Source organism: Streptomyces sp. cmx-18-6, assembly GCF_046548915.1.
Taxonomy (GTDB): Bacteria; Actinomycetota; Actinomycetes; order Streptomycetales; family Streptomycetaceae; genus Streptomyces.
Map to the genome: position 1 here is coordinate 112217 of NZ_JAEBEP010000009.1, position 23414 is coordinate 135630.

The 23414-nt window shown below is 72.1% G+C and carries 17 protein-coding genes and 1 pseudogene; 8 read left to right on the forward strand and 10 right to left on the reverse strand.

The window, feature by feature from the left end; genetic code table 11:
- Positions 1-200 precede the first annotated feature (200 nt).
- Positions 201-2486, reverse strand: a complete 2286-nt coding sequence (locus ACLJPL_RS21870) for an N-6 DNA methylase (RefSeq protein WP_411082567.1) — start codon at positions 2484-2486, stop codon at positions 201-203.
- A 349-nt stretch (positions 2487-2835) separates the two neighbouring features.
- Here ACLJPL_RS21870 and ACLJPL_RS21875 point away from each other — a divergent pair, with 349 nt between their 5' ends.
- The gene (locus ACLJPL_RS21875) at positions 2836-3561 is read left to right on the forward strand and encodes a hypothetical protein (RefSeq protein WP_411082568.1); all 726 of its coding nucleotides are present in this window, start codon (positions 2836-2838) and stop codon (positions 3559-3561) included.
- Positions 3562-3649: 88 nt separating this feature from the next.
- Here ACLJPL_RS21875 and ACLJPL_RS21880 read toward each other — a convergent pair.
- A pseudogene (locus tag ACLJPL_RS21880) lies at positions 3650-3933 on the reverse strand (N-acetyltransferase); the annotation flags it as partial.
- A 266-nt stretch (positions 3934-4199) separates the two neighbouring features.
- Here ACLJPL_RS21880 and ACLJPL_RS21885 point away from each other — a divergent pair.
- Complete coding sequence (locus ACLJPL_RS21885; RefSeq protein WP_411082569.1) at positions 4200-4871, forward strand: hypothetical protein; 672 nt, start codon at positions 4200-4202, stop codon at positions 4869-4871.
- A gap of 322 nt (positions 4872-5193) precedes the next feature.
- Here ACLJPL_RS21885 and ACLJPL_RS21890 read toward each other — a convergent pair whose 3' ends face one another.
- Complete coding sequence (locus ACLJPL_RS21890; protein WP_411082570.1) at positions 5194-5967, reverse strand: HNH endonuclease family protein; 774 nt, start codon at positions 5965-5967, stop codon at positions 5194-5196.
- A 252-nt stretch (positions 5968-6219) separates the two neighbouring features.
- Positions 6220-7290 carry an SCO6745 family protein gene (locus tag ACLJPL_RS21895; RefSeq protein ID WP_411082571.1) on the reverse strand — a complete coding sequence of 357 codons (1071 nt, stop codon included), beginning with the start codon at positions 7288-7290 and terminating at the stop codon, positions 6220-6222.
- A gap of 125 nt (positions 7291-7415) precedes the next feature.
- Between ACLJPL_RS21895 and ACLJPL_RS21900 the strand changes: the two genes are divergently transcribed.
- Both ACLJPL_RS21900 and ACLJPL_RS21905 read left to right on the forward strand, forming a co-directional pair.
- On the forward strand, positions 7416-8018 hold the full coding sequence (locus tag ACLJPL_RS21900; RefSeq protein ID WP_411082572.1) for a TetR/AcrR family transcriptional regulator: 603 nt from the start codon (positions 7416-7418) through the stop codon (positions 8016-8018).
- A gap of 120 nt (positions 8019-8138) precedes the next feature.
- Positions 8139-9014, forward strand: coding sequence for a nucleotidyltransferase domain-containing protein (locus ACLJPL_RS21905; RefSeq protein ID WP_411082573.1), 876 nt, complete (start codon positions 8139-8141; stop codon positions 9012-9014).
- Between the two features lie 2 nt (positions 9015-9016).
- Here ACLJPL_RS21905 and ACLJPL_RS21910 read toward each other — a convergent pair whose 3' ends face one another.
- Both ACLJPL_RS21910 and ACLJPL_RS21915 read right to left on the reverse strand, forming a co-directional pair.
- Complete coding sequence (locus ACLJPL_RS21910; RefSeq protein WP_411082574.1) at positions 9017-9802, reverse strand: GntR family transcriptional regulator; 786 nt, start codon at positions 9800-9802, stop codon at positions 9017-9019.
- Entirely contained in the window at positions 9799-10338 is a 540-nt protein-coding gene (locus tag ACLJPL_RS21915) for a GntR family transcriptional regulator (protein WP_411082575.1), read from the reverse strand. Before ACLJPL_RS21915 ends, ACLJPL_RS21910 begins: the two co-directional genes overlap by 4 nt.
- 143 nt (positions 10339-10481) lie before the next feature.
- Between ACLJPL_RS21915 and ACLJPL_RS21920 the strand changes: the two genes are divergently transcribed.
- Entirely contained in the window at positions 10482-10874 is a 393-nt protein-coding gene (locus tag ACLJPL_RS21920; protein ID WP_411082576.1) for an ATP-binding protein, read from the forward strand.
- Positions 10875-10942: 68 nt separating this feature from the next.
- Here ACLJPL_RS21920 and mfd read toward each other — a convergent pair whose 3' ends face one another.
- The 3 genes from mfd to ACLJPL_RS21935 form a co-directional block, all read right to left on the reverse strand.
- Positions 10943-14476: a transcription-repair coupling factor gene (mfd, locus tag ACLJPL_RS21925; protein ID WP_411082577.1), complete on the reverse strand. Its 3534-nt coding sequence runs from the start codon at positions 14474-14476 to the stop codon at positions 10943-10945.
- A 585-nt stretch (positions 14477-15061) separates the two neighbouring features.
- Positions 15062-17644 (reverse strand): ABC transporter permease, encoded by a 2583-nt coding sequence (locus ACLJPL_RS21930; RefSeq protein WP_411082578.1) that lies wholly within the window; start codon positions 17642-17644, stop codon positions 15062-15064.
- A complete protein-coding gene (locus tag ACLJPL_RS21935) occupies positions 17641-18432 on the reverse strand; it encodes an ABC transporter ATP-binding protein (RefSeq protein WP_411082579.1) in 792 nt (263 codons plus the stop codon). The genes ACLJPL_RS21930 and ACLJPL_RS21935 overlap by 4 nt, the downstream gene beginning before the upstream one ends.
- A 565-nt stretch (positions 18433-18997) precedes the next feature.
- Between ACLJPL_RS21935 and ACLJPL_RS21940 the strand changes: the two genes are divergently transcribed.
- Both ACLJPL_RS21940 and ACLJPL_RS21945 read left to right on the forward strand, forming a co-directional pair.
- A complete protein-coding gene (locus tag ACLJPL_RS21940; RefSeq protein WP_411082580.1) occupies positions 18998-20800 on the forward strand; it encodes an MFS transporter in 1803 nt (600 codons plus the stop codon).
- Between the two features lie 74 nt (positions 20801-20874).
- Positions 20875-21309 carry a hypothetical protein gene (locus ACLJPL_RS21945; protein WP_411082581.1) on the forward strand — a complete coding sequence of 145 codons (435 nt, stop codon included), beginning with the start codon at positions 20875-20877 and terminating at the stop codon, positions 21307-21309.
- Positions 21310-21482: 173 nt separating this feature from the next.
- Here the strand turns inward: ACLJPL_RS21945 and ACLJPL_RS21950 are convergent, their stop codons facing one another.
- Positions 21483-22706, reverse strand: a complete 1224-nt coding sequence (locus ACLJPL_RS21950) for a hypothetical protein (protein WP_411082582.1) — start codon at positions 22704-22706, stop codon at positions 21483-21485.
- 228 nt (positions 22707-22934) lie between these two features.
- On the opposite strand from ACLJPL_RS21950, the gene ACLJPL_RS21955 reads away from it, so the two are divergent.
- Positions 22935-23324, forward strand: a complete 390-nt coding sequence (locus tag ACLJPL_RS21955; RefSeq protein WP_411082583.1) for a VOC family protein — start codon at positions 22935-22937, stop codon at positions 23322-23324.
- Positions 23325-23414 lie beyond the last annotated feature (90 nt).

Sequence of the window (23414 nt, forward strand, 5' to 3'; positions counted from 1 at the left end):
CACCGGGGCCCGCGTCTTGGGGCACTCCAGCCCGAACGCACCGCCCACCGGGCCCTGCGTCCTGGGGCGCTTCAGCCTGAACCCACCGCCCGCCGGGGCCTGCGTCCTGGGGCGCTTCAACCTGAACGCACCGCCCACCGGGCACCGGCCCCTTCGCCCCGGCTCGTCCCAGCCTGAACGTGACGTTGCTCCGTGCCTGTTCAGCCCGGGGTGACCGTGCCGTCCGTCAGTCCGTCGTACATGCCCCGGACCAGTTGGTTCCCGAGCTGTGCCGCCGTGCGCAGGGCGTCCTCGAAGGCGGCGACGGCGCGGAACTGCTCGCCGTACCGCCGCTGTTCGGTGAGCGGCAGCCGGGGCAGTTGGAGGCGGCGGGCGTCCAGCCGGGCGGCGGTGGAGGCGTAACTGCTGGCCTGCCGGTTGTTGGCGCTGCCCCGGAGGAAGCCGGCGAGGAACCAGGGGTCCACGGCGGTCGGATCGGGGCGCAGGAGCTGGAGGTTGCGGCCGAGCGCCGCCCCCGCGGTCGATTCGTCGACGACCCGGGCGACGGAGCCGCCACCGAGCACGGGCACGACGACGTCACCCGGCTCCAGCAGGACCGGGTCATCGGGCGGGGTGGTGGGGGCGCTGTCTGTGGGGGCGGGGCTCGTGGGGCCGGTGGGGGTCGTGGGGCCGGTGGCGGTGGGGGTCGTGGGGGCGGTGCCGGTGGGGGACGTACCGGTGAGGACGTCGTGCTCCGTGAGGACGCGGCCCGTCCCGGCTCCCGGGGCCGCATGGCCCGTGCGCAGCAGGAGGGCCCCGGCGCGGGCGAGTTCGCCGACCGTGGTCAGGGGCCAGTGGGCGGGGGCGGAGACCTCGGCGGGCGGCGGGGTGAGGCGGGCGGTGAGCCGGAGGGTGTCGGCGAGCCGCTCCCGTACCTCGCCCAGACCGGCCGCTCCGCCCCCGGCCGCGGGGCTGGGCAGATGGCGGGCCGGGGCCAGGTCGACGTCGTCGTCGAGGAGTTCGATGACGGGGACGACGCGGCTGACGCCGGGGTGGTCCGCCCGGTCGCGCCAGGCGTCGAGCACGGCCCGGTGGAGGGCGGGCCAGTCGAGCCGGTCGCGTCCGCCGCCGGTGGACGTGGGGGCCGTCGTACCCGGTTCGGCGGGGTCCGTGGTGTCGACGAGGAGGAGTTCCGGTACGGGGCGGAGCTCGCCGCCCGGCTTGCGCAGGACCCAGAGGTGGAGCGGGATGCCGTACGGGGGTGCGGCGCCGGCCGGCAGGGCGATCACCGCGCGCAGGGCTCCCCGGCGCAGGAGGTCGGCCCGGATGCGGCGGCCGGAGCGGCGGGACGCGGCGGCGGGGGGCATCAGCAGGACGGCGGTGCCGCCGGTGCGCAGCCGGGCCAACGCGTGCTGGACCCAGGCGAGTTCGGACTCGGTGCGGGCGGGGAAGCCGTACTCCCAGCGTGGGTCGTAGGCCAGTTCGTCGTGGCCCCAGTTGCGCTCGTTGAACGGCGGGTGGCAGAGCACGGTGTCGGCGGAGAGGTGCGGGAAGGCGTCGGCGCGCAGGGAGTCCCCGGTCCGTACGGTCCGGGCGGGGGTGCTGCCCGCCGGGCCGTCGCCGTGCAGGGCGAGGCGCAGGGCGGTGAGCGCGGCGAGGGCGGGGTCCGCCTCCTGGGCGAGGAGTTCGGCGGGCCCGGCGACCGCGCGCAGCAGGGTGCCGGTTCCGGCGGCCGGGTCCAGGACGCTGCGCGGCGGCTGCTTCCCGCCCTGCCCGCCCGCGTCCTTCACCGGTTCGGCGAGGGCCGCCATCAGTTCGGCCAGGCCGGGTGGCGTCAGCGTGTACTGGCGCGGGTTGGCGTCGAGTTGACGGCCGAGCAGGAACTCGAAGGTCCGGCCGGCCCCGATCCCGGCGGCGAGTTCGGCGGCCGCCCGGAGGAGGGGGACGGAGGGGAGGAGCGCGTCGGCGGAGGGGACGGGCACGGCACGGGCGGGGCGGGCGTCGGGGGCGACGGGGGCGTCCTGGGAGGCGTGGGGGTTGTGGACGGGGCGGGCGTCGTGGGCGTTGCGGGGGGCGTGGGCGGGGTGGGCATCACGGGGGCCGTGGGCGGGGCGGGCGTCGTGGGCGGCGAGCACGTTCTCCACCGCGTGCGGCAGGACGGCGGCCATCCGCTCGTCGGAGACGGCGGCGAGCTCCAGCCAGGCGGTGGGCCGGTCGCGGACGAGCAGCAGGGCGCAGCCGGTGTGGATCAGGGCCGGGACAGCGCCCTCCGGGTGCCCGGCCACCTGCTGCCAGACCCGTTCGCGGAGCGGGACCTCGGCGAGTTTCCCTTGAGCCCGGAGCCATTGCTCGACTTCGGGCAGGGCGAAGGAGGGGCTGGTCTCGGTGCCGCCGACCGGTTGGGGGAAGTCGGCGTGCCGGCGCCGCCAGTTGCTGACGGCGGCCCGCCCCACTCCCGCGAGACGGGCGATCCCGGCCGCGGTCACCTCTGTCGCCTGCTCCGGCACTGACTCTCTCCCCGCTTCGTCCGCGCTGCTCGGGTCGCCCCGCCCGCCCGCCGCACGATTCCGTTCACGCTCTGGCTGGTGTTCACGCTCTGTCCATGCTGCGCCGCGAGCATAGCGACTCGCTCGGGCGACACGCAGGATCAGCGTTACCAAGCCTCTTCACCGATATCCATGTTGACTCGGTTCACAAGCTTTGATCTTATTACCTTGTTCGTACAACCGCTCACCGCCGGGCGGGGTGCACCGCGTGACGCATCCCGTGCGGCGAAGGGCACAGCCATGCCCGGCCATGCCCTATCGCTCTTCCTCTCCCCGTCCTCGTCTTCACGGATCCACCGGAGCTTCCGCCATGCGTCTCGTCACCCGTATCGCCGTCAACACCTCCTGCGGGCTGGCCCTCGTGGCTCTCGCCGCCTGCGGGTCCCCCGCCGCCGAGAGCGGCCCGTTCGCCGACCTGTCGGGTGCCGAGGTCGCCAACAAGGCGCTCACCGCGACGAAGAAGGCGAAGTCGCTGCGGGTCTCCCTGGACATGACGACGGAGGACGGCCCGGTCAAGGCCGACTTCTCCAGCAATACGTCCGGGGAATGCACCGGGACCCTGTCCATGGGCGCGGGCGGGAGCGTGGACATCATCAAGACCGGCGACGTCGTCTACACCAAGCTCGACGAGGCACTGCTGCGCCAGGAGGCGAAGGGCGAGCCGAAGGAGGAGGTCGACGCGGTGGTGAAGATGCTGGCGGGACGCTGGATGGAATCGAAGGCGTCCGAGCCCGACACCAAGGACATGATCGAGTTCTGTGATGTGAAGGGGCTGCTGAAGGACCTTGAGGCGAACGACTCCGAGGCGAGCAAGGCGGGCGAGACGAAGATCGGCGGCAAGGCCGCCCTGCGGCTGACGGAGAAGGACGGCAAGGAGACCCACACGCTCGTGGTGGCCGCCGAGGGCGACCCGTACATCCTGCGTCTGGCGTCCAAGGGCGGCAAGGAGCCGATGACGATGGACCTGTCCGAGTTCAACGAGCCGGTCTCGGCGAAGAAGCCCGCCGCGAAGGACATCGTCGACCTGGGGCAGTGACGTCCGCCCGGGTGAGGTGCGCCCGGGTGAGGTGCGCTCCTGGGTGAGGTGCATGCCCAGGAGCGCACGGCCCGCTTCCTGAGCCCGGCAACGGCAGCGCGGCCCGCAGGTGCTTGCCGCTGGGCCGCACCGGGGCGACGACCTCGCCGAAGCCGTACCGCCCCGCGTTCTCCCGCAGCGCGGCCGGCATGCGGCCCGAGATCCCCTTCCCCTGGGGACGCTGCAGGCGCGTGTTCCCCTAGGGACGCTGCAGGCGCGTGTTTCCCCGGGGACGCTGTAGGCGCGTACGACTACGGTGCCGTCCGGGTCGGTGGCGACCAGTACGTACCGCGGGAACTCGACGGCGACCGCCCGTAGTTCCGTGGGGCCGACCCTAGTCGGCCCATACCCCCTGTGAACAGGCGTTTTCGACGTGACAGGCCCCTGGGAGGACCGACCCCGGGGGCCGTTTCGCTGAGGTCAGAACCGAGGGAACCGTGAGGTGTCCATGCCGCGTCCCCACCCGTGACTTCGTACCCGCGACGTACCCGTGACCTCGTACTCATGACGTCGTAGCCGCGACGTACCCATGACTTCGTACTCATGACGTCGTACCCGCGACTTCGTACCCATGCAGCACGCGATGAGGAGCAGCACCCATGACCCAGCCAGGCAGTACGCCGTCCCGCCCCCGGAGAGGCGCCGGGTGTTTGCAGAGCCTGCTGGTGCTGGCGGTGATTCTCGGCCTGGCCTACGGCGCGTCCAAGATCTTCGGCGACAAGGACTCCTCCTCGGCCTCGTCGCCCTCCTCCTCGGCCTCCCCTTCCTCCGCCTCGGACGGCAAGGGCGGTTCCTGGAAGGTGGGCGACTGCGGCGGGCCGGACCCGGAGAACAAGCCGGACGGCTACCGCGCGTTCGACTGCGACGACTCCGGGGCGACCTTCGAGGCGCTGGAGATCAAGAGCGCGAGCATCCTGCCCAACGCGATCCAGTGCCCGGCCGGTACGGACCTGATCATCCAGGTCTCCCGGGTCTTCGGCTCCGGCGGTGACAAGAAGGGCGGCGGCATCCCCACCAACACGGTCTGTGGCCGCAACCTGACGGGGGACCACCCCGGGGACGCGGGTGCCGGGGGCGGGCAGTTGGTGAAGGGCGACTGCATCACGTCGACCGCCAAGGAGATCGCCTGCGCCTCCGCCGGGACCGACGCCTTCAAGGTGCTCGACCTCGTCAAGGAGAAGGAGGAGTGCCCGCCGGCGACCACGGAGCCGATGCAGTTGATGATGGCGATGGGCAGGCCGTACAACGTGATCTGCGGGGGCAAGGTCTAGGGGCTGTCCGGCGGATCAGGGCCGGATGGGCCGCGGCGTCCGGTGCGGTGCGTCGCAAGGCGCTGGAACGTCCTCGTCGCGGAGCGGTTCGGGCGTCTCGGCAACGCCGCGAGGGATGGGGGCCTCCCCTGCTCGAGCGAGGCCGGGAGCTCGGGGAAGGGCCAGGGGCCGTGGATCCGGTCAAGATCTGCCGGACAGTCCCTGGGTCCCGTGGCCCGCCCGCCCCTTGCGGAGCCTGAAGGTCCGGGCCGCGCGGTCGGCCTGTGCCCTGCGGAGCCGTGGTGCGGCTCCGCAGGGCACAGGCGGCGTCCGGCTTACGGCCTCAGCCCCCGCACTGGGCCAGCATGGCCCGCTTGTCCGGTGCGGTGACGGGGAGTTCGTACTTGAGCGAGACCTGTGCGAACCGCAGCGCGTAGGAGCAGCGGACCGGCTTGTACGGCGGCAGCCAGGACGCGGGGCCCGAGTCGCGCTTGGCGCTGTTGGCCGGCCCGTCCACCGGCAGGAGGTTGAGCGGGTCGTTGGCGATCTGCTGCCGCTTGGCCTCGTTCCAGCGGGCGGCGCCCATCTGCCAGTTGTAGGACAGCGGCATCACATGGTCGATCTGCACCTTGGCCGCCTGCTGCTTGCGCCAGTCGATGCTCTTGCCGGTGTAGGGGTCCTTGAGCTTCAGCGAGACGACGACGCAGTTGGAGCCCGATCGGTGCTCTATGTCCTTGCCGTCGCGGGCGAGGAGGTCGTTGCGGGTGTCGCAGCCGTTGCGCGCGAGCGGGATGCCGTCGACCCCGTCCTTCCAGGCGGACCCGAACTTGCTCCGCTCATAGCCGGTCTTCGGGCCGCGCCCCTTGGTGGCGACCTTCTCGATGACCTTGCGCGCGGCGGCCCGGTCGGCGTCCGTCGTGAGGGGCGCCAGGCCCGGCTTCGTACCGTCGGGGTTGTCCAGCGGGCTGACGCCGAAGCCCTTGGCGGACTGCGCCCCGCCGTTCGCGCCCCCGCTCGTGCCGCCGCCGCTCTCCGCCGCGAGGTCGTCGGGGTCGCACCCGGCCAGGGCGAGCACGACGAGGGTGCTGAGGGCGGGCAGGGCCACTGCTCGGTACATACGGGGAGGTATCACGTGAAGCCATCCTGACGGGGAGAAAGCCGAACGCCGTGAATCCTATGGGCGTCTTCCCCGTGGACGGCGATTTCATGACTGGCCTTCAGCCCGTTCCGGCCCCGGAGCCGAGTTTCCGTCTTCGGCCGGCCCGGCCCCCACCCCCGCCCCCTCCGCCCTCGGAACCGGCCCCGGCACCGACCCCGGCTCCGGAACCGACCCCGGAGGCCGGGCTCCCGCTTTCGCCCGCCCGTCCCCTCACACCTTCCCGATGCCGAGGGTGTTCTCCCCGGGCAGCATCCCCGAGCCGATGGTCTCCAGCCAGGGCTCCCCCAGCAGCTCCACCAGCCGCTCGCGCCCCTCCTCCCCCAGGGCCCGCCACGGCGCGGCGGCCTCCTCGTCGGTGCGCAGCTCCACCTTCGCGCGCAGTTCGCGCCCCGCGTCCGTGGCCGTACCGTCCGCCTCCAGCAGCCCGCGCTCCCGGAGCCGCCGCCGGGCCGCGTCCCACTCCTGCGCGCTCCACCCACGGCTCGCGAACACCTCGGGGCGGGCCGCGCCGACCGCCGCGAAGGAGACCAGCGACTCGACCGGGTCGAGCCCGGCCGCGACGAGCGCGCCGATGTGCCCGTCGCCCCGGTGCTCGCGCAGGACGGTCGCCGCGTGCCAGAGCACCAGGTGCGGCGCGTCCGGCCAGGGCAGGGCGGAGTTGGCGGGGCCGAGAGACGGGCCACCGCCCCCGGCACGGCCTCCCGATCCCCGGGCGTCGCCCACGCTCCCCGCCGCCCGGAGATCCGGGGCGGCCGCCTCCGCCGCCGGGAGGCTCGGGGCACCCTCCGTCGCCCGGAGATCCGGCGCGGCCCCTTCTGCCCCCCGGAGGCCCGAGGCACCCTCAGCCGCCCTGAGGCCCGACGCGGCCTCCTCCCCCGCCCAGGCGCCCGAGGCCCCCTCCGCCGCCCGGCGCACCAACGCGGCGGCCTCGGCGAACTCCGCCCCCTCCACCCGCCGTTCCCCGAACAGCGCCCGGTAGGACCGGTCGACCGCCCGCAGCCGGGCCGCGCGTACGGCCTCGGGGTCGGCGGTCTCCCAGGCGGCCGGCACGTAGTCGTCCACCATCGCCGGAGCGAAACTGTGGAACGCCCTCGTCGCCTCCTCCGCCCCGACCGCGCCGAGCGGGGCCGCGCGCCAGGCGAAGTAACTGGCCCAGCGCTCCTCGGTGTCGTAACCCAGCGCGGCGGCCTCCGCGAACGCCTGCGGCGCGTAGTAGAGGACCGCGTGCAGGGGCTCCAGGAGGTGCCACATCTGCCGTACGCGGGCCGGTTCTCCGCTCATGATCTCCATCTCCGCCTCCCACTTCCGCATCCGCATCCGCATCTTGCCAATGACTAGATCGAGCTCCCAGCATGCGCACCACCCAGCAAACTTGTCAATGACAAGATACGGCGTAGGGTGCTGCCATGAGCAGCGAGCGCGAGCGCACCTATCACCACGGCGACCTGCGGCGGGCCATCCTGACCGCCGCCCTCGACGTCATCGCCGCCCACGGCCCCGCCGCCCTCAGCCTGCGCGACCTGGCCCGCCGGGCCGGGGTCTCGCACGCCGCGCCGGCGCACCACTTCAAGGACCGCACGGGCCTGCTGACCGCCGTGGCCGCCGAGGGGTACGCCCTGTTCGCCGACGCCCTGGCCGGAGCGCCGGATCTACGGGAGCGGGGCGTCGCGTACGTACGGTTCGCGGCGACGCACCCCGCGCACTTCCAGGTGATGTTCCGGCCGGACCTCTACCGCACCGACGCCCCGGAGGTGACCGCCGCCCGGACCCGGGCGACCGAGGCACTGCGCGCGGGCGTGGCGGACCTCCCGCCGGGCGGCCGGGGCGAGGACGGCCGGCTCGCGGGGGTGGCCGCCTGGTCGCTGGCGCACGGCTTCGCGACCCTGCTGCTCAGCGGCAACCTGTCCGACGCGATGGAGGGCCGGGACCCGGAGGCGGCTTTCCGGTCCCTCACCGGCCTGATCTTCACACCGGAGAACCGGCGCGACGACGGGGAAGCCGGCCTCTAGGCTGCCCCTCGTGGGCGTTTCCTGAGCAACGAACGAGGTCCCTCACCCGGGACCGAGAGCCGCCCGGCTCCGGCCGCCGGGCCCTGTTCGCCTGCCTGCCCACTCCGGGAGACCCGCACCATGCCGCACGCTCGCCCCTCCCGTACGCCCCACACCCCCCGCTCCTCCCGTACGCCCCCGCCCGCCGACGCCCTGAACCGCCGCATCGAACTGCTGCGGTCGACGGCCGAGGCCGACCCTCGTATCGAGGGCGTCCTCCTCTACGGCTCGTGGACGCTCGGCGAGGCCGACGCCCACTCCGACCTGGACGCCTTCCTGTACGTACGCGAGGAGGACGTCGAGACCTTCGACGGACGGGAGTTCGTGGCCCGGCTGGCCCCGCTCAAGCTGGCGTACACCAACATGCACGGCATCCTCGCCGTGGTCTTCGACGACCTGATGCGCGGCGAGTTCCACGTCGAGGCCACCGGCCCCGGCATCGCCGAGATCGCCACCTGGCGCGGCCAGGTCCACTTCCCCCGCCCCGAAGCGGCCGTGCTCCTGGACCGCACCGGCCACCTGGCCGCCGCAGCCCGCGAACTGGCCACGTTCCGCCCGCCGGACCCCGCCGCCACCGCCCAGCAGCTCACCGACGAACTGGCCAACTGGACCCTGATGCTGGCCCACATCCAGACCCGCGGCGAAACGGCCCGCGCCCACAACCTGCTGCACGCCGTGATCGCCCCGCTCCAGCTGAAGCTCTGCCGCCTGCTGCGCGGCTCGACCGTCCACTGGCTCACCCCGAGCCGCGCCCTGGAGGCGGACCTGCCGCCGGCGGACATCGAGCGGTACGCCACGACGACCGGGCCCCTGACCCCGGAGGCCCTCCGCACGGCGGCGGCGAACAGCTGGCGGTGGAGCCGCGACCTGGCGGCCGAGGCAGCGGACCGGTGGGGGACGCGGCTGCCGCTAGGGCTGCACGAGGAGATCGCGGTGGCGCTGTCGCCGGGGCGGTGACCTCAGCCGGTTTCGGGCGTGAACTCGTACTGCACCTCGTACAGATGCCCCGCCTTCACCATCACCGTCGCCTCGATGGGCCGGTCGTCGTCGCTGAACACCACCCGCAAGGTGCGCAGGACCGGCAGGTCGCCGGGGAGGCGGAGGAGGCGGTACTGCTCCTGCGTCGCGACGCGGGCCGAGACGCGGTCGACGCTGAGCCGGGGCGGGTGGCCGAGCGAGGCCAGAAGGGTGGGCGTGCCTCCCGGGATGCGGCGGCGCTCCGTGATGGCGGTGCCTTCAGCGATCTCCGGCGGGTAGTACGACGCGACGAGTTCGGCGGGCTCCTCGTCGATCGACAGCAGTTGGTAGCGGAGGATCGCCGTGCCGCCCGGTGGGAGCACCAGCGCGTCCGCGACATCCGCCGGAGGTTTGACCTCCATGACGTCCAGCAGCGTACTGCGGGCGCGTGCGCCGGAGTTGGCCGCTTCGACCAGCCAGCGGTAGGGCTCACCCGAAGGGGACGGCGCCATGTACGTGGCCGGCCGTATCGTGTGCTGGCGGTGTTCGCGTACGGTCACCGACGCGCCCGCCCGGCCGACCACGAGGCGCTCACTCTTGAGGCGCTGCACGGCCTTCTGGACCGTGGCGTTCGCCACCCCGAACCGGTCCTTCAGCTGAGCGGTGGAAGGCAGACTGTCGCCCGGCGCCAGTTCCCCGGACATGATGTCGTCCCGCAGGTCGGCCGCGATCCGCTCGTGCAGCGGACGACCGTCCACCTCTTCCGTCTCCGGTCCGCGCATCGTCATCCGATCCTGATCTCGTACCGCAGCTTCTGGCCCCGCGGAGGCATGATCATCACGTCGACCTGGACAGGCCGGTCATCCACGTCCAGGATGAGCCGGGTCAGTTCGAGGACCGGCTCGTCGGCTTTCAGGGCCAGCTCCGCCCGCTCGCTCTCGGAAGGCATGCGAGCGGCCACGTCTTCCCTGGCACGGACTCCCACATGCCCGAGTTCGGCGAGCAGCCGGACTGCTCCTCCTCGGATCTTCGCCGTGCCGGCGAGCCCCGTGCCCCGCGCGATTTCCACAGGGTAGTAGCTATCGGTCAACTCGCAGGGTTCGCCGTCGAGATACATGATCCGCCGCCGTGCGACGACCTGTCCGCCGGGTTCCACCGCGAGCAGGCCCGCCACGCGCCCCGGGGCGGCGACTTCACCGGCACTCACGATCTTCTGCGTGCCCCGTCGCCCCGCCGACGCCGCCTCGGCACTCCAGACGTCACCTCCGCCCTCAGTCGGCGTCAGGTAGTGAGCGGACGCGCTGATCACTTCACCCTCGCCCATGGTCTCCTCCTTCACCGACGACGGACCTTGCCGCTGCACACGGTAGGCGACTCCGTCGAACACCCCAAAGAATACCTTGCCGCCTTTCGCGAATAGCAGTACGGTTATCCCGTTACGATCCACGAGCAAGGCGGTGAACCACCGTGTCTCCTTCGCAGTTACGGCGCTTCCCCCGACGGCGCACATCCGTCGGTGCCTCACGCGATTTCGTCGTCGATGTCCTCACCGAGTGGCAGCTCACGGCCCTGATCGACGACATAGAGCTCTGCGTCTCGGAGCCGGCGACCAACGCCCTGCTCCACGGCGTCCCGCCGGGGCGGGAGTTCGCCGTCCGGCTCGACCTGGCCGATGACCTCGTACACCTGAAGGTCCGGGACAGCGGCGACGGTCGGCCGGAGGTTCAGCACCCGGACGAGAGCAGTTGCTCGGGACGCGGGCTGTTCCTCGTCGGTGAACTCGCCGTGGACTTCGGCATCGACCACCACGTCGTGGGCAAGACGGTGTGGGCCGCGTTCAAGCGGCCCGCGAAGCCATAGCGGCCCCGGGCCAGACGCGTCGGCCCCGCCGGAAACCCGGCGGGGCCGACGTACAGCGAGCTCCGGGCCTACGACCCCAGAATCGTCGTCAGGAACTCCCCCGTCCACGACAGCAGTTCGCGCCCCACCACCGGCTTCCCGCCGATCCTGCCCGTCGTCGGGCGCGGGACCAGGATCTGGTGGGCGGCGGGCTTGATGATGGTCTTGGGGTGCAGGCGCTTGAGGCGGAGTTCCTGGGACTCGCGGAGCTCCACCGGGGCGAAGCGGATGTTGGGGCCCTGGAGGACGATCTCGCCGACTCCGCAGGCGCGGGCCAGCATGCGCAGGCCGGCCACCAGGAGGAGGTTCTCGACCGGCTCGGGCAGGGGGCCGTAGCGGTCGGTCAGCTCCTCGCGGACCGCGCGGATGTCGTCCTCCGAGGTGGCCGAGGCGATCGCGCGGTACGCCTGGAGGCGCAGCCGCTCGCCGGGGGCGTAGTCGTGCGGGACGTGCGCGTCGACCGGGAGCTCGATCTTGACCTCCAGCGGGGGCTCCTCCTCCGCCCCGCCCTCCATCTGCGCCCGGTAGTCGGCGACCGCCTCGCCCACCATGCGTACGTACAGGTCGAAGCCGACGCCCGCGATGTGGCCCGACTGCTCGCCGCCCAGGAGGTTGCCCGCGCCGCGGATCTCCAGGTCCTTCATCGCCACGTACATGCCCGCGCCCATCTCCGTGTGCTGGGCGATGGTGGCCAGGCGCTCGTGAGCCGTCTCGGTGAGCGGCTTCTCGGGGGGATAGAGGAAGTAGGCGTAGCCCCGGTCGCGGCCTCGGCCCACCCGGCCGCGCAGCTGGTGGAGTTGGGACAGGCCGAAGTTGTCGCCGCGCTCCACGATCAGGGTGTTGGCGTTGGAGATGTCGATGCCGGACTCGACGATCGTCGTGGAGACCAGGACGTCGAACTTCTTCTCCCAGAAGTCCACCACCACCTGTTCCAGGGCCTGTTCGGACATCTGCCCGTGGGCCGTGGCGATCCGCGCCTCCGGGATGATCTCGCGGAGGCGGGCGGCGGCCCGGTCGATGGACTCGACCCGGTTGTGGATGTAGAAGACCTGGCCCTCGCGCAGCAGTTCACGCCGCACGGCCGCGCCGATCTGCTTCTCCTCGTACGGGCCGACGAACGTCAGCACCGGGTGGCGCTCCTCCGGCGGGGTGGTGATCGTGGACATCTCGCGGATGCCGGTGACCGCCATTTCGAGCGTACGGGGGATGGGCGTCGCGGACATCGTCAGCACGTCGACGTTGGCGCGGAGCTTCTTCAGCTGCTCCTTGTGCTCGACGCCGAACCGCTGCTCCTCGTCCACGATGACCAGGCCGAGGTCCTTGAACTTCGTCTCGGAGGAGAACAGCCGGTGCGTGCCGATGACCAGGTCGACCGAGCCCTCCTTCAGCCCTTCGAGCGTCGCCTTGGACTCCGTGTCCGACTGGAAGCGGCTCAACGCCCGCACGTTCACCGGGAACTGCGAGTAGCGCTCGGTGAACGTGCCGAAGTGCTGCTGGACCAGGAGAGTCGTGGGCACCAGCACCGCGACCTGCTTGCCGTCCTGGACCGCCTTGAAAGCCGCCCGGACCGCGATCTCCGTCTTGCCGTAGCCGACGTCGCCGCAGACCAGCCGGTCCATCGGGACCGTCTTCTCCATGTCCTCCTTGACCTCGGCGATCGTGGACAGCTGGTCGGGCGTCTCCGCGTACGGGAACGCGTCCTCCAGCTCCCGCTGCCACGGGGTGTCCGGGCCGAACGCGTGGCCGGGGGCCGCCATCCGGGCCGAGTACAGCTTGATCAGGTCCGCGGCGATCTCCTTGACCGCCTTCTTCGCCCGCTGCTTCGTCTTCGTCCAGTCCGCGCCGCCGAGCCGGTGCAGGGTCGGGGCCTCGCCGCCGACGTACTTGGTGACCTGCTCCAGCTGGTCGGTCGGGATGTACAGCCGGTCGCCGGGCTGGCCGCGCTTGGCGGGGGCGTACTCGACGAGCAGATACTCGCGGGTCGCGCCCTGGACCGTGCGCTGCACCATCTCCACGTACCGGCCCACACCGTGCTGTTCGTGCACGATGTAGTCGCCGAGCTCCAGCGTCAGCGGGTCGATCGTCTTCCGGCGGCGGGCCGGCATCCGGCCCAGGTCCTTGGTGGCGGTGCGCTGGCCGGTGAGGTCGGTCTCGGTGAGCACGGCGAGCTTCAGCGCCGGGTCCACGAACCCCTGGTCGATCGCGCCGCAGGAGACGTGCACGAGGGAGGGGGTGATCTCCCTGAGGTCCGCGTCCAGCCGGGCCGGGATGCCCTCGCCGCCCAGCACCTCGACCGTACGGGAGGCGAGCCCCTGGCCCTCGGTGACGTACACCGTGCGCCATCCGTCGGCCAGCCACCCCTTGGTGTCCGCGAGCGCGCGGGCGGTGTCGCCCCGGTACGCCTCCGGGGCGTGCATCGACAGCTTGAGCGTGTCCTCGTCCAGGTCCGCGTCGTCGGCCGCGAACGGGGAGGTGGACCACCACATCATCCCCAGCTCGCGGGCCCGGTCCCGGACGTCCGCGATGCTCCACAGCGAGGCCGCGCCCACGTCGATCGGGGCCTCGCCGCCGCCCGCCGTCGCCGCCCACGACGCCTGGAGGAACTCCTGACTGGTGGCGACCAGGTCGGCCGCCCGGGTCCGGACCCGCTCCGGGTCGCAGACCAGCGCCATCGCGTCCTTCGGCAGGACGTCGAGCAGCAGCTCCATGTCGTCCACCAGGACCGGAGCCAGGGACTCCATGCCCTCGACCGCGATGCCCTCCGCGATCTTGCCCAGCAGCTCGCCCAGCTCCGGGTGCGCCTCGGCGAGGGCCGCGGCCCGCTCCCGTACCTCGTCGGTCAGCAGCAGCTCACGGCAGGGCGACGCCCACAGCCCGTGCTCCGCGACCTCCAGGGACCGCTGGTCCGCGACCTTGAAATACCGGATCTCCTCGACGTCGTCGCCCCAGAACTCCACCCGAAGGGGGTGTTCCTCGGTCGGCGGGAAGACGTCCAGGATCCCTCCCCGTACGGCGAACTCGCCGCGCTTCTCGACCAGCTCCACCCGGGAGTACGCGGCCGCCGCCAGCGCCTCCACCACCTCGCCCAGGTCGGCGTTCTGCCCGCTGGTCAGCGCCACCGGCTCCAGGTCCCCGAGCCCCTTGACCTGCGGCTGGAGCACGGAGCGGACCGGCGCGACGACCACCGACACCGGACCCGTCTCCGGGTCGTCCTCGCGCGGGTGGGCCAGCCGACGCAGCACGGCCAGGCGGCGCCCCACGGTGTCCGAGCGCGGCGAGAGGCGCTCGTGCGGCAGGGTCTCCCAGGACGGGAACTCCGCCACCGTGTCCGGCGGCAGCAGCGTACGCAGGGCGGCGGCCAGGTCCTCGGCCTCCCGGCCGGTCGCGGTGACGGCCAGCACGGTCCTGCCGGTCTGCCGGGCCAGCGCGGCCACGGTGAACGGCCTGGCTCCGGGCGGACCCACCAGGTCCACATGCATGCGGTGGCCGTCAGCGGCGGCTTTCACCGCCTCGGCGAGCGCCGGGTCCGTTACGACGAGATCCAGCAGACCGTGCAGGCTCATAGGGGCATCCGTCCGGGTCATGAGGTCATGAGGCGTGTCATGAGGTGTTGCTGGCAGCCGGCTGCTGCCAGGGGGCAACGCGAAGGGCCCGACGCGTAGAACGAGCCGGGGGTTCCAGCGTACGACCCGGGACTGACAGCCGCTCCCGCAAGCGGGGCGGCGGGGGCCGCGTACCGGGCCCCCAGGGGGGCCGTGCGGCGGCGTACGGAACGGGGCCGGGTCGGGCCCGTGCGGCGGCGTACGGAACGGGGCCGGGCCGGGTTGGGCCCGGGTGGCGGCGGCTCGGTCGCGGTGCGGGCGGGGAGGGGGTGGCTCAGGCCCAGCCCGGAGCGGGGAGGCAGCGGGCCGGTCCCGGTCCGGGCGGGGATCGGGGCCGGTCCCGACCCCCGGCGGGGAACGGGACCGGCCCCGGCGGAGAGGCGGCGGCTCGGTCGCGGTCCGGCCGGGAGGGCGACGGCTCGGCCCCGACCCCCGGGCGGGGAACGGGTTCGACCCCGGGGCGTTCCTCCGAACGCCCCGGGGCCTGCCGGTCATCTCATCGCACGGCCGGCCACCGCAGTCGGCGCCGGCCGCTCGACGGCCCTCTCAGCCGTCCGTCGCGATGGCGTTGAGCACGTTCATCCGGCCCGCCCGGAAGGCCGGGACCAGTGCGGCGAACAGGCCGACCAGCGCCGAGCAGGCGAAGACCGTGATGATCGTCGGCCACGGGATCTCCAGAACCTCCAGGCCCTCCAGGGCCAGCAGCTTCTGGGCGGCCGTGCCCCAGCCCATCCCCAGGCCCAGTCCGAGCAGCGCGCCGAAGAGGGCGATCACGACGGACTCCAGCCGGATCATCCGGCGCAACTGGCGGCGGGAGAGCCCGATGGCCCGCATCAGGCCGATCTCCCGGGTCCGCTCGACCACGGAGAGGGCGAGCGTGTTCACGACGCCGAGCACCGCGACGATGATCACCAGGGCGAGCAGGCCGTACACGATGTTCAGCAGCTGCCCGATCTGGTTCTTCAGCGTCTCCTTGAAGTCGGCCTGGTTCTGCACCTTGTAGACCGGGTACTCCGCGAGTGCGCTCTTGAGGGCCGCGTACGCCTCCTTCTCCTTGCCCTCCTCGGCCTTCCCGAACATCGCGACGTTCTGCGGCATCTTGTCGGCCGGAACGTAGGAGGCGGCCGTGGTGAGGTTGGCGTACATCGCGCCGCGGTCGATGTTCGTGTCGTCGGAGGTGATCGCGGCGACCTTCAGCTTCGCCGTCTCCCCCGCCCTGAACGCGACGGTGAGGGTGTCCCCGACCTTGACCCCGTGCTTCTCGGCGTAGGTGTCGCCCACGGACATCGCGTCCTTGCCGTACGCCTTCGCCAGGTCGCCGGAGACGGCCGTGCGGCGGACGTCCTGCCGGTACGTCGGACTGGCGGCGCTGATGCCCTCGTCCACCGTCGTGCCGTCCGGGGCGGTGATCTTCGCCCTGAGGAATGTGTACTCGGACAGGTGCTCGAGGCCCGGGACGGCGCGCACGGCCTCGGCAGCCTGCGGGACGATCGGCCGGCCCATGTCGTTCTGGACGATGAAGTCCGCGCCCACCGAACGGTCCAGCTCGTCCGTGGCCGAGGCCACCATGGAGGACCCGACGACGGAGAGCCCGGCCACCAGGGCGAGGCCGATCATCAGGGCGGCGCCGGTGGCTCCCGTACGCCGGGGGTTGCGCAGGGCGTTGCGCTCGGCCAGGCGTCCGACCGGGCCGAAGAGGCGCAGCACGACCGCGCCGAGGGCCCGGACGACCACACCGGCGAGCAGCGGGCCGATCACGATGAAGCCGATCAGGGTCAGCACCACGCCGAGCCCCAGGAACATCGAACCTTCGGCCGCCTTGTCCGCCTGCGTCGTCGCCAGCAGGGCGGCGGCGCCGGCCGCGGTGAGGACCAGGCCGATACCGGCCCTGACCCAGCCGGACCGCCCGTCCGCGGGGGTCCCGGCGTCGCGCAGCGCGGCCATCGGGGACACCTTGCCGGCCCGGCGGGCGGGGATGTACGCGGCCAGGACGGTGACGACGACGCCGAGCACGAGCCCGACGACCGGGGTCGTCCAGACGACGGTGAGGTCGCCGGTGGACAGCTCCATGCCCACGGCGCCCATCGCCTTCATCAGCCCGACCGCGAGCCCGACGCCGGCGGCGATGCCGAGGAGCGAGCCGACGATGCCGAGGAGGACAGCCTCCACCAGCACGGACCGGTTGACCTGCTTGCGGCTGGAGCCGATGGCCCGCATGAGCCCGATCTCGCGGGTCCGCTGGGCGACCAGCATCGAGAAGGTGTTGACGATGAGGAAGATGCCGACGAGCAGCGCCAGCCCGGCGAAGCCGAGCATCGCGTACTTCATGACGTCCAGGAACGCACCCATGGAGTCCTTGTTGGCCTCCGACGCCTCGTGCTGCGTCTGGAGCCGGTACGCGGCGGAGCCGTCCAGTGCGGCGGCCACGTTCTTCTTCAACTGCTCGTCGCTGACGCCCTCTTCACCGGTCACCGAGACCTGGGTGAAGACGCCGGGGGCCCCGAGGAGGTGTTTCTGCGAGGTGGCGGTGTCGAGGTAGACGACAGCCGCGCCGGGGTTGGTCACGGTGAAGGAGGCGATGCCGCTGATCTTCGCCCTGACGTCGCCGGTGGCGGCGATGACGCGCAGCTCGTCGCCGAGCTCCAGGCCGTGCTTCTTCGCGGTGTCGCCGTCGACCATCACCTCGGTGGGGCCGCGCGGGGCCTGGCCCGAGGTGATCTTCATGGACCGGAGGTCGTTCTCGGTCCAGTTGCCGGCGAAGGTCGGGGCCCCGGTGTCGGACCCCAGGTTCTTGTTGTCGCTGTCGACGACGGTGACCGCCATGGAGACGACGGCGCCCTCGGCCTGCTTCACCCCCTCGGCCTTCGCGACCTGCTCGACGACGGAGGCGGGCAGCGAGGCGGGCTTGCCGTTGTCGGGCTGCTCCCCCTCGTCCACCGCGGCCTTGGGGCTGACGGTGACGTCGGGCGACGTCACGGCGAAAAGCTTGTCGAAGGTGGTGTTCATCGTGTCGGTGAAGACGAGCGTGCCGCACACGAACGCCACCGACAGCATCACCGCGACGGCGGAGAGGGCCATCCGGCCCTTGTGCGCGAGGAAGTTGCGCACCGAGGTCTTCCAGACGGTCATGAGGTCCGCCCGCGCGCGTCGAAGTGCTTCATCCGGTCGAGGACCTGGTCCGCGGTGGGGTTGCGCATCTCGTCGACGATGGAGCCGTCCGCGAGATACAGCACCCGGTCCGCGTAGGAGGCGGCGACGGGGTCGTGGGTGACCATGACGATGGTCTGGCCCAGCTCGTCGACCGACTTGCGGAGGAAGGAGAGGACTTCGGCCCCGGCCCGGGAGTCCAGGTTCCCGGTGGGCTCGTCACCGAAGATGATCTCCGGCTGGGCGGCGAGCGCCCGGGCGACGGCGACGCGCTGCTGCTGGCCGCCGGAGAGCTGGGTGGGGCGGTGCTTGAGGCGTTCGGCGAGGCCGACCGTCTCCACGACCTGCCGCAGCCACGCGGCGTCGGGCTTGCGGCCCGCGATGTCCATCGGCAGCGTGATGTTCTCGATCGCGTTGAGCGTCGGGAGCAGGTTGAACGCCTGGAAGATGAACCCGATCCGGTCGCGGCGGAGTTGGGTGAGCTTCTTGTCCTTGAGCTGGGTGATCTCGGTCTCGTCGAGGAAGATCTCGCCCGACGTCACCGTGTCGAGCCCGGCCAGGCAGTGCATCAGCGTCGACTTGCCGGAGCCGGAGGGGCCCATGATCGCCGTGAACTGCCCGCGGGCGATGTCCACGTCGACATGGTCGAGCGCGACGACCCGGGTCTCCCCGCTGCCGTACGCCTTGACGACCTGCCGCGCTCGCGCCGCGACGGCCGTACGCCCTCCTCCAGTGCCCCCGTGCCTGGGAATGGTCACAGCCGTTGTCACGGTATGTCTCCTATGTCGGTGTATGGCTCGACGCCGCAGAAGGGAATGCGGTCCGGCCCGGGTCCGCGTACGGGTAGAGCTCAAGTCTGGGTTCGGGAGGCGGTCCGGCGCGATGGTGCCCAGCGCAGACCTGAGGTGGGGTTATCCCCACCCGCCCCCTGATGTGCGCCGCCGCCGCGACGTAGGAACAGATTAAGGAAACCCCCTCGCCCACCACGTCCTCCGCCGGGAGGAAGGGCCCCTGGCCACTATGAGGGGGTGCCCCCTAGGGGGAGTCGTCCTCCGGTGGGAGGCGAGGTCAGGGGTGCTTTCCGCCCCGGCAGACCCCCGCCCCAACCGGAGCGGAAGCCTCCGCCGTACGGGGACGAGTCCGGGGCCGGGGACCGGGACCGGAGGACCCGGGGGGGGCGGAGGCCGGGCAGCGGAACCCCGGCGTACCCGGACCCGACCCCGGCCGCCGGCCCCGAACCACCCGGTGACACCGCCGAACCGCCGTTACGCCCCCACGCCCGTTCCCCGGATGAGACAGTGCCCGGGGAGATACGTGCATAGGGAAGGAAACCCGGTGAGCGGCACGGAAGCCAGGGGCGGCAAGGGCAGGGGACGGGGCACGGGCGGCACGGACGACACAGGAGACGCGGGCGGCACGGGCGGCCCGGAAGGAAAGGGCGGTACGGAAGACACGGACCGTAGGGAAGGTAGAGGCGGTACGGAAGGCAAGGGCAGTACGGACGACCGGCGCGGCAAGGACGGCACCGGCGGCCCGCCCATCCCGGGCGACGCCGCCGGGCCAGGGCCCGCCCTCACCACCCCCCGGGGCCGCCGCCCCGTCGTCGCGGCCCTCATGCTCGGCATGGCGCTGGCCGCCATCGACGGCACCATCGTCTCCACCGCCGTACCCCAGATCGTCGGCGACCTCGGCGGGTTCACCGTCTTCTCCTGGCTCTTCTCCGGCTACCTGCTCGCCGTCACCGTCACGCTCCCGGTGTACGGGAAGCTCTCCGACACCTTCGGCCGCAAGCCGGTCCTGATCGCCGGCATCATCCTCTTCCTCCTCGGCTCCCTGCTCTGCGCCGCCGCCTGGAACATGGGCGCGCTCATCGCCTTCCGCATCGTCCAGGGCCTCGGCGGCGGCGCGCTCCAGGGCACCGTCCAGACCATCGCCGCCGACCTCTACCCGCTCAAGGAACGCCCGCGCATCCAGGCCAAGTTGTCCACCGTCTGGGCCACCTCGGCGGTGGCGGGACCGGTGGTCGGCGGACTGCTCGCCGGGTACGCGGACTGGCGCTGGATCTTCCTGATCAACCTGCCGGTCGGCGCGATCGCCCTCTGGCTGGTCGCCCGCCACCTCCACGAACCCGCACGCCCCCGCCCCTCGACCCGCCCCCGTATCGACTGGGCGGGCGCGCTCGCCGTCTTCGCGACCGGCGCCCTGCTGCTCACCGCGCTCGTCCAGGGCGGGGTCGCCTGGCCCTGGCTCTCGGCGCCCTCGCTCGGCCTGTTCGCGGCGAGCGCGGCGCTGGCCGCCCTGACCGTCGTCATCGAACGACGGGCGGCGGAACCGATCATCCCGGGCTGGGTCTGGCGGCGGCGCACCATCGCCTCGGTCAATCTGGCGCTGGGCGCGATGGGCCTGCTGATGGTCGCGCCGACCGTCTTCCTCCCCACGTACGCGCAGTCGGTCCTGGGCCTCGGCCCGATCGCCGCCGGTTTCGTGCTCTCCGTGATGACCCTGAGCTGGCCGGTCTCGGCGGCCCTGTCGGACCGGGTCTACAACCGCATCGGCTTCCGCCTGACCGCGATCATCGGCATGAGCGCCGCCCTGCTGATCCTGCTGGCCTTCCCGCTGCTCCCCTACCCCGGCGAACCCTGGCAGCCCGCCCTGATCATGCTCCTCCTCGGCGCGGCCCTCGGCCTGTTCCAACTCCCCCTGATCGTGGGCGTCCAGTCGACGGTCGGCTGGTCCGAACGCGGTACGACGACGGCGTCGGTCCTCTTCTGCCGCCAGGTGGGCCAGAGCATCGGCGCGGCCCTCTTCGGCGCGGTCGCCAACAGCGTCCTGGCCGCCCGCCTCCTCGACGCCCCCGTACCCGGCCTCCCCGACGACCTGGACGCGGTCGCCCGCACCCTGGAGGACCCGGGGGCGCTCTCGGCGGCGGCGACGGACTACCTGCGCCGGGCGGTCGACGCGGCGGTGGACTACGTCTACATCGGGGCCGCCGGAGCCGCCGCCCTGGCCCTGCTCGCCCTCATCACCCTCGCCCCGCGCCGCTTCCCCGTACTCCCCGACACGGAGACGGGCACGGGCACGGGCACGGACGCGGCCGGGACCGCCGACGCCTCCGACCGGCAGAACGCCGCTCCCTAGCCCCGTGGCCGGAAAAGATCGCCGGACGCCCGTCGCCGACTGCCGTCACCGTGACGCCGTCTACGATGCTTTGCATGCACCGAACAATCATTCCGCTACTCTTGACCGCCCTCCTGATACCTGCGGCCGCCGCTCCCGCGACGTCCGCGCCGAAGGCCAAGAGCGCCTACGTGGACACCAGAGTCCGCGACTGCAAGGGCAGCGGCCCCGGCTGCCGCCCGGGCCTGGTGGTGTACCACTGGCACAAGCGCGGCGCCAAGGTGCGAGGGGTCAGCTGGGTGTACGCCTCGAACGAGAGGGTGAAGTCCGGTACCGCCCGCTGGATCGTCAAGAAGCCCGGCGGCAAATGGAAGACCGGCGGCAAATGGAAGAAGGCGGTCCACAAGGGCGGCTTCGTGGAGACCACCTGGGGCCGGGCCGGTCACACCGGCCCGAAGTACCCGCGCGGCACGAAGATCTGCGCCGAGTTCCGCAAGCTCACCACGAAGGCGTGCGTGACGCTGAAGTAGCCTTCCGGACCGACCCGACGCGCCCCCGCCCGAGCGGGGGCGCGTTCGTTCGCCTTGGCGGGGGCCCGTTCGTCTTGGCGGGGGCGCGTTCGTCCCGGCCGGGGGGGCGCATTCGTCCTGGCCGGGGGCCCGTTCGTCCTACTGCGGCCCGCCGCCGGTCCCGACGAACTCGCTCATCCTTCCCCACCGTCCTCTTCGCGGTTCAGCGCGGCGCTGCCCGCCCAGAGCCCCAGAACCCCCACGACGGCCACACCCGTCCCCACGGCCGCTTTGCGCCCCGCCTCCGCGGCCGCGTTCTTCAACTGCCTCGGGTCCCGGGCCGCGTCCCACCACCGGGTCTCCTCCCATGAACGCCGACCGGACTCGATGCCGAGCGGCCTGTGGAATTCATCGACGGCGATGCCGACACGGTTGATCGAACCCACCACGGCCCGGTGCGTCGGCAGATGCAGCAGCACATGCGAGTTGGCCGTGCCGGCAGCCGCGTCCATGCGCGCCATCAGGTTCTCGATCCTCCGCAGGATGAGTTCCCGCCGCTTGTGCCGGTCGTCCTTCAGCACGAGCCGACGCCCGTCCAGCTCGTCCGGAGACGCCTCCAGCACCCGCTGCAACCGCAACACGTCCAGTGCGCCCTGCAATTCGAAGCAACGAGCCACAACGGCCAGCAGCTCCTGGACCTCGGGCTCCGCCTTCTTCATCGTCCCGGCGAGATCAGCGACCTTCGCCGTGCCCTCCATCCTCTCCGCGAGGGCGTCGAGCCGGCGCAGCGCCCACCCCAGGGCGTCCGTGACCGTATGGGTCCTGGCCTGCACGGTCGACCAGGTGTCGTCGTCGACCCGCCCCGTCCGTTCCAGGGCGTTCACGGCGGAATCGATGTCGAGGCCCGCTCCGAACATCCTCCCCAACTCGACATCCCGCTGACCTCGGATCACGTCGTCGATCTTCTTGTCGATCGACACGAGATAGCTCTTGATCTCGCTCATCTCCTGCTGCATCGCGAGCTGCGCCATGATCCCCGCGGCGCCGGAGAGAAAAGCCGGGTTGGTCGAAAACGAGCCGGGCCCCTCCGCGATCCGGATCCATGAGTCGATGGAGCCCCGTTTCCCCACCATCGCGTAGCTGACGCCCGGCTTCTTGCCTTCCATCAGCCCGAACTCCTTGACCAGGCGCGCGGATTCCTCGGTCATCTTCAGCCAGCGTCCCGATTCGGCCGCGATGCCGGAACCTGCCTGCGCGGCTACGGCCCCCGCGCGAAGGAGCGGTCGGAGCCTGCGCCGTCCGAGGTCCTTCGCCGACGCCAACAGCCCCTCGGAAGCGAGGAAGCCCTCGACATCCGTCCGGCTCCCGATGACCGCGAGTCCATCGTCGTCGCTGACCAGCTGAATCGTGTTGTCCATCGCCCGCCCCCTGTAGTGACTCCTCGCGGCTGAGAGTAGTCAGGATGCGCGGCGCAGGAGCTTCCCTCACCGGAAGACGTCAGCGTCGTCCCCCCGAAGACGTCGGCGTCGTCGCCGGCCCGGTCGTGTCCCCGCGACGGGGCCGCCCCGCGTGCCACGATCTGGGCACGAGACCCTCTGAGCGCACCGACACCCGGCGGCTCGGAGCCGACACACCGGGAGCGCCGCATGCGAATCCATCTGACCAGCGTCTTCGTCGATGACCAGGACAAGGCCCTGCGCTTCTACACGGACGTGCTGGGCTTCGTGAAGAAGCACGACGTCCCCATGGGGGCCGAGGACCGCTGGCTGACCGTCGTCTCACCGGAGAGCCCCGAGGGCGTCGAACTGCTGCTGGAGCCCGACAAGCACCGTGCCGTGAAGCCGTACACCACCGCCCTGGTCGAGGACGGCATCCCCGCCACGTCCTTCGCCGTCGACGACGTACGGGCGGAGTACGACCGGCTGCGCGGACTGGGGGTGCGCTTCACCCAGGAGCCGCTGACGATGGGCCCCGTCACCACCGCCGTACTGGACGACACCTGCGGCAACCTCATCCAGATCGTGCACAGCGGGTAGGACGGCCCTTCCACAACCCTTCCTACGACTCACCGCCCGGCCGAGCCGGGCGTCCGAGACCTCGATGATGATCCGCCAGTGCTCCATGGA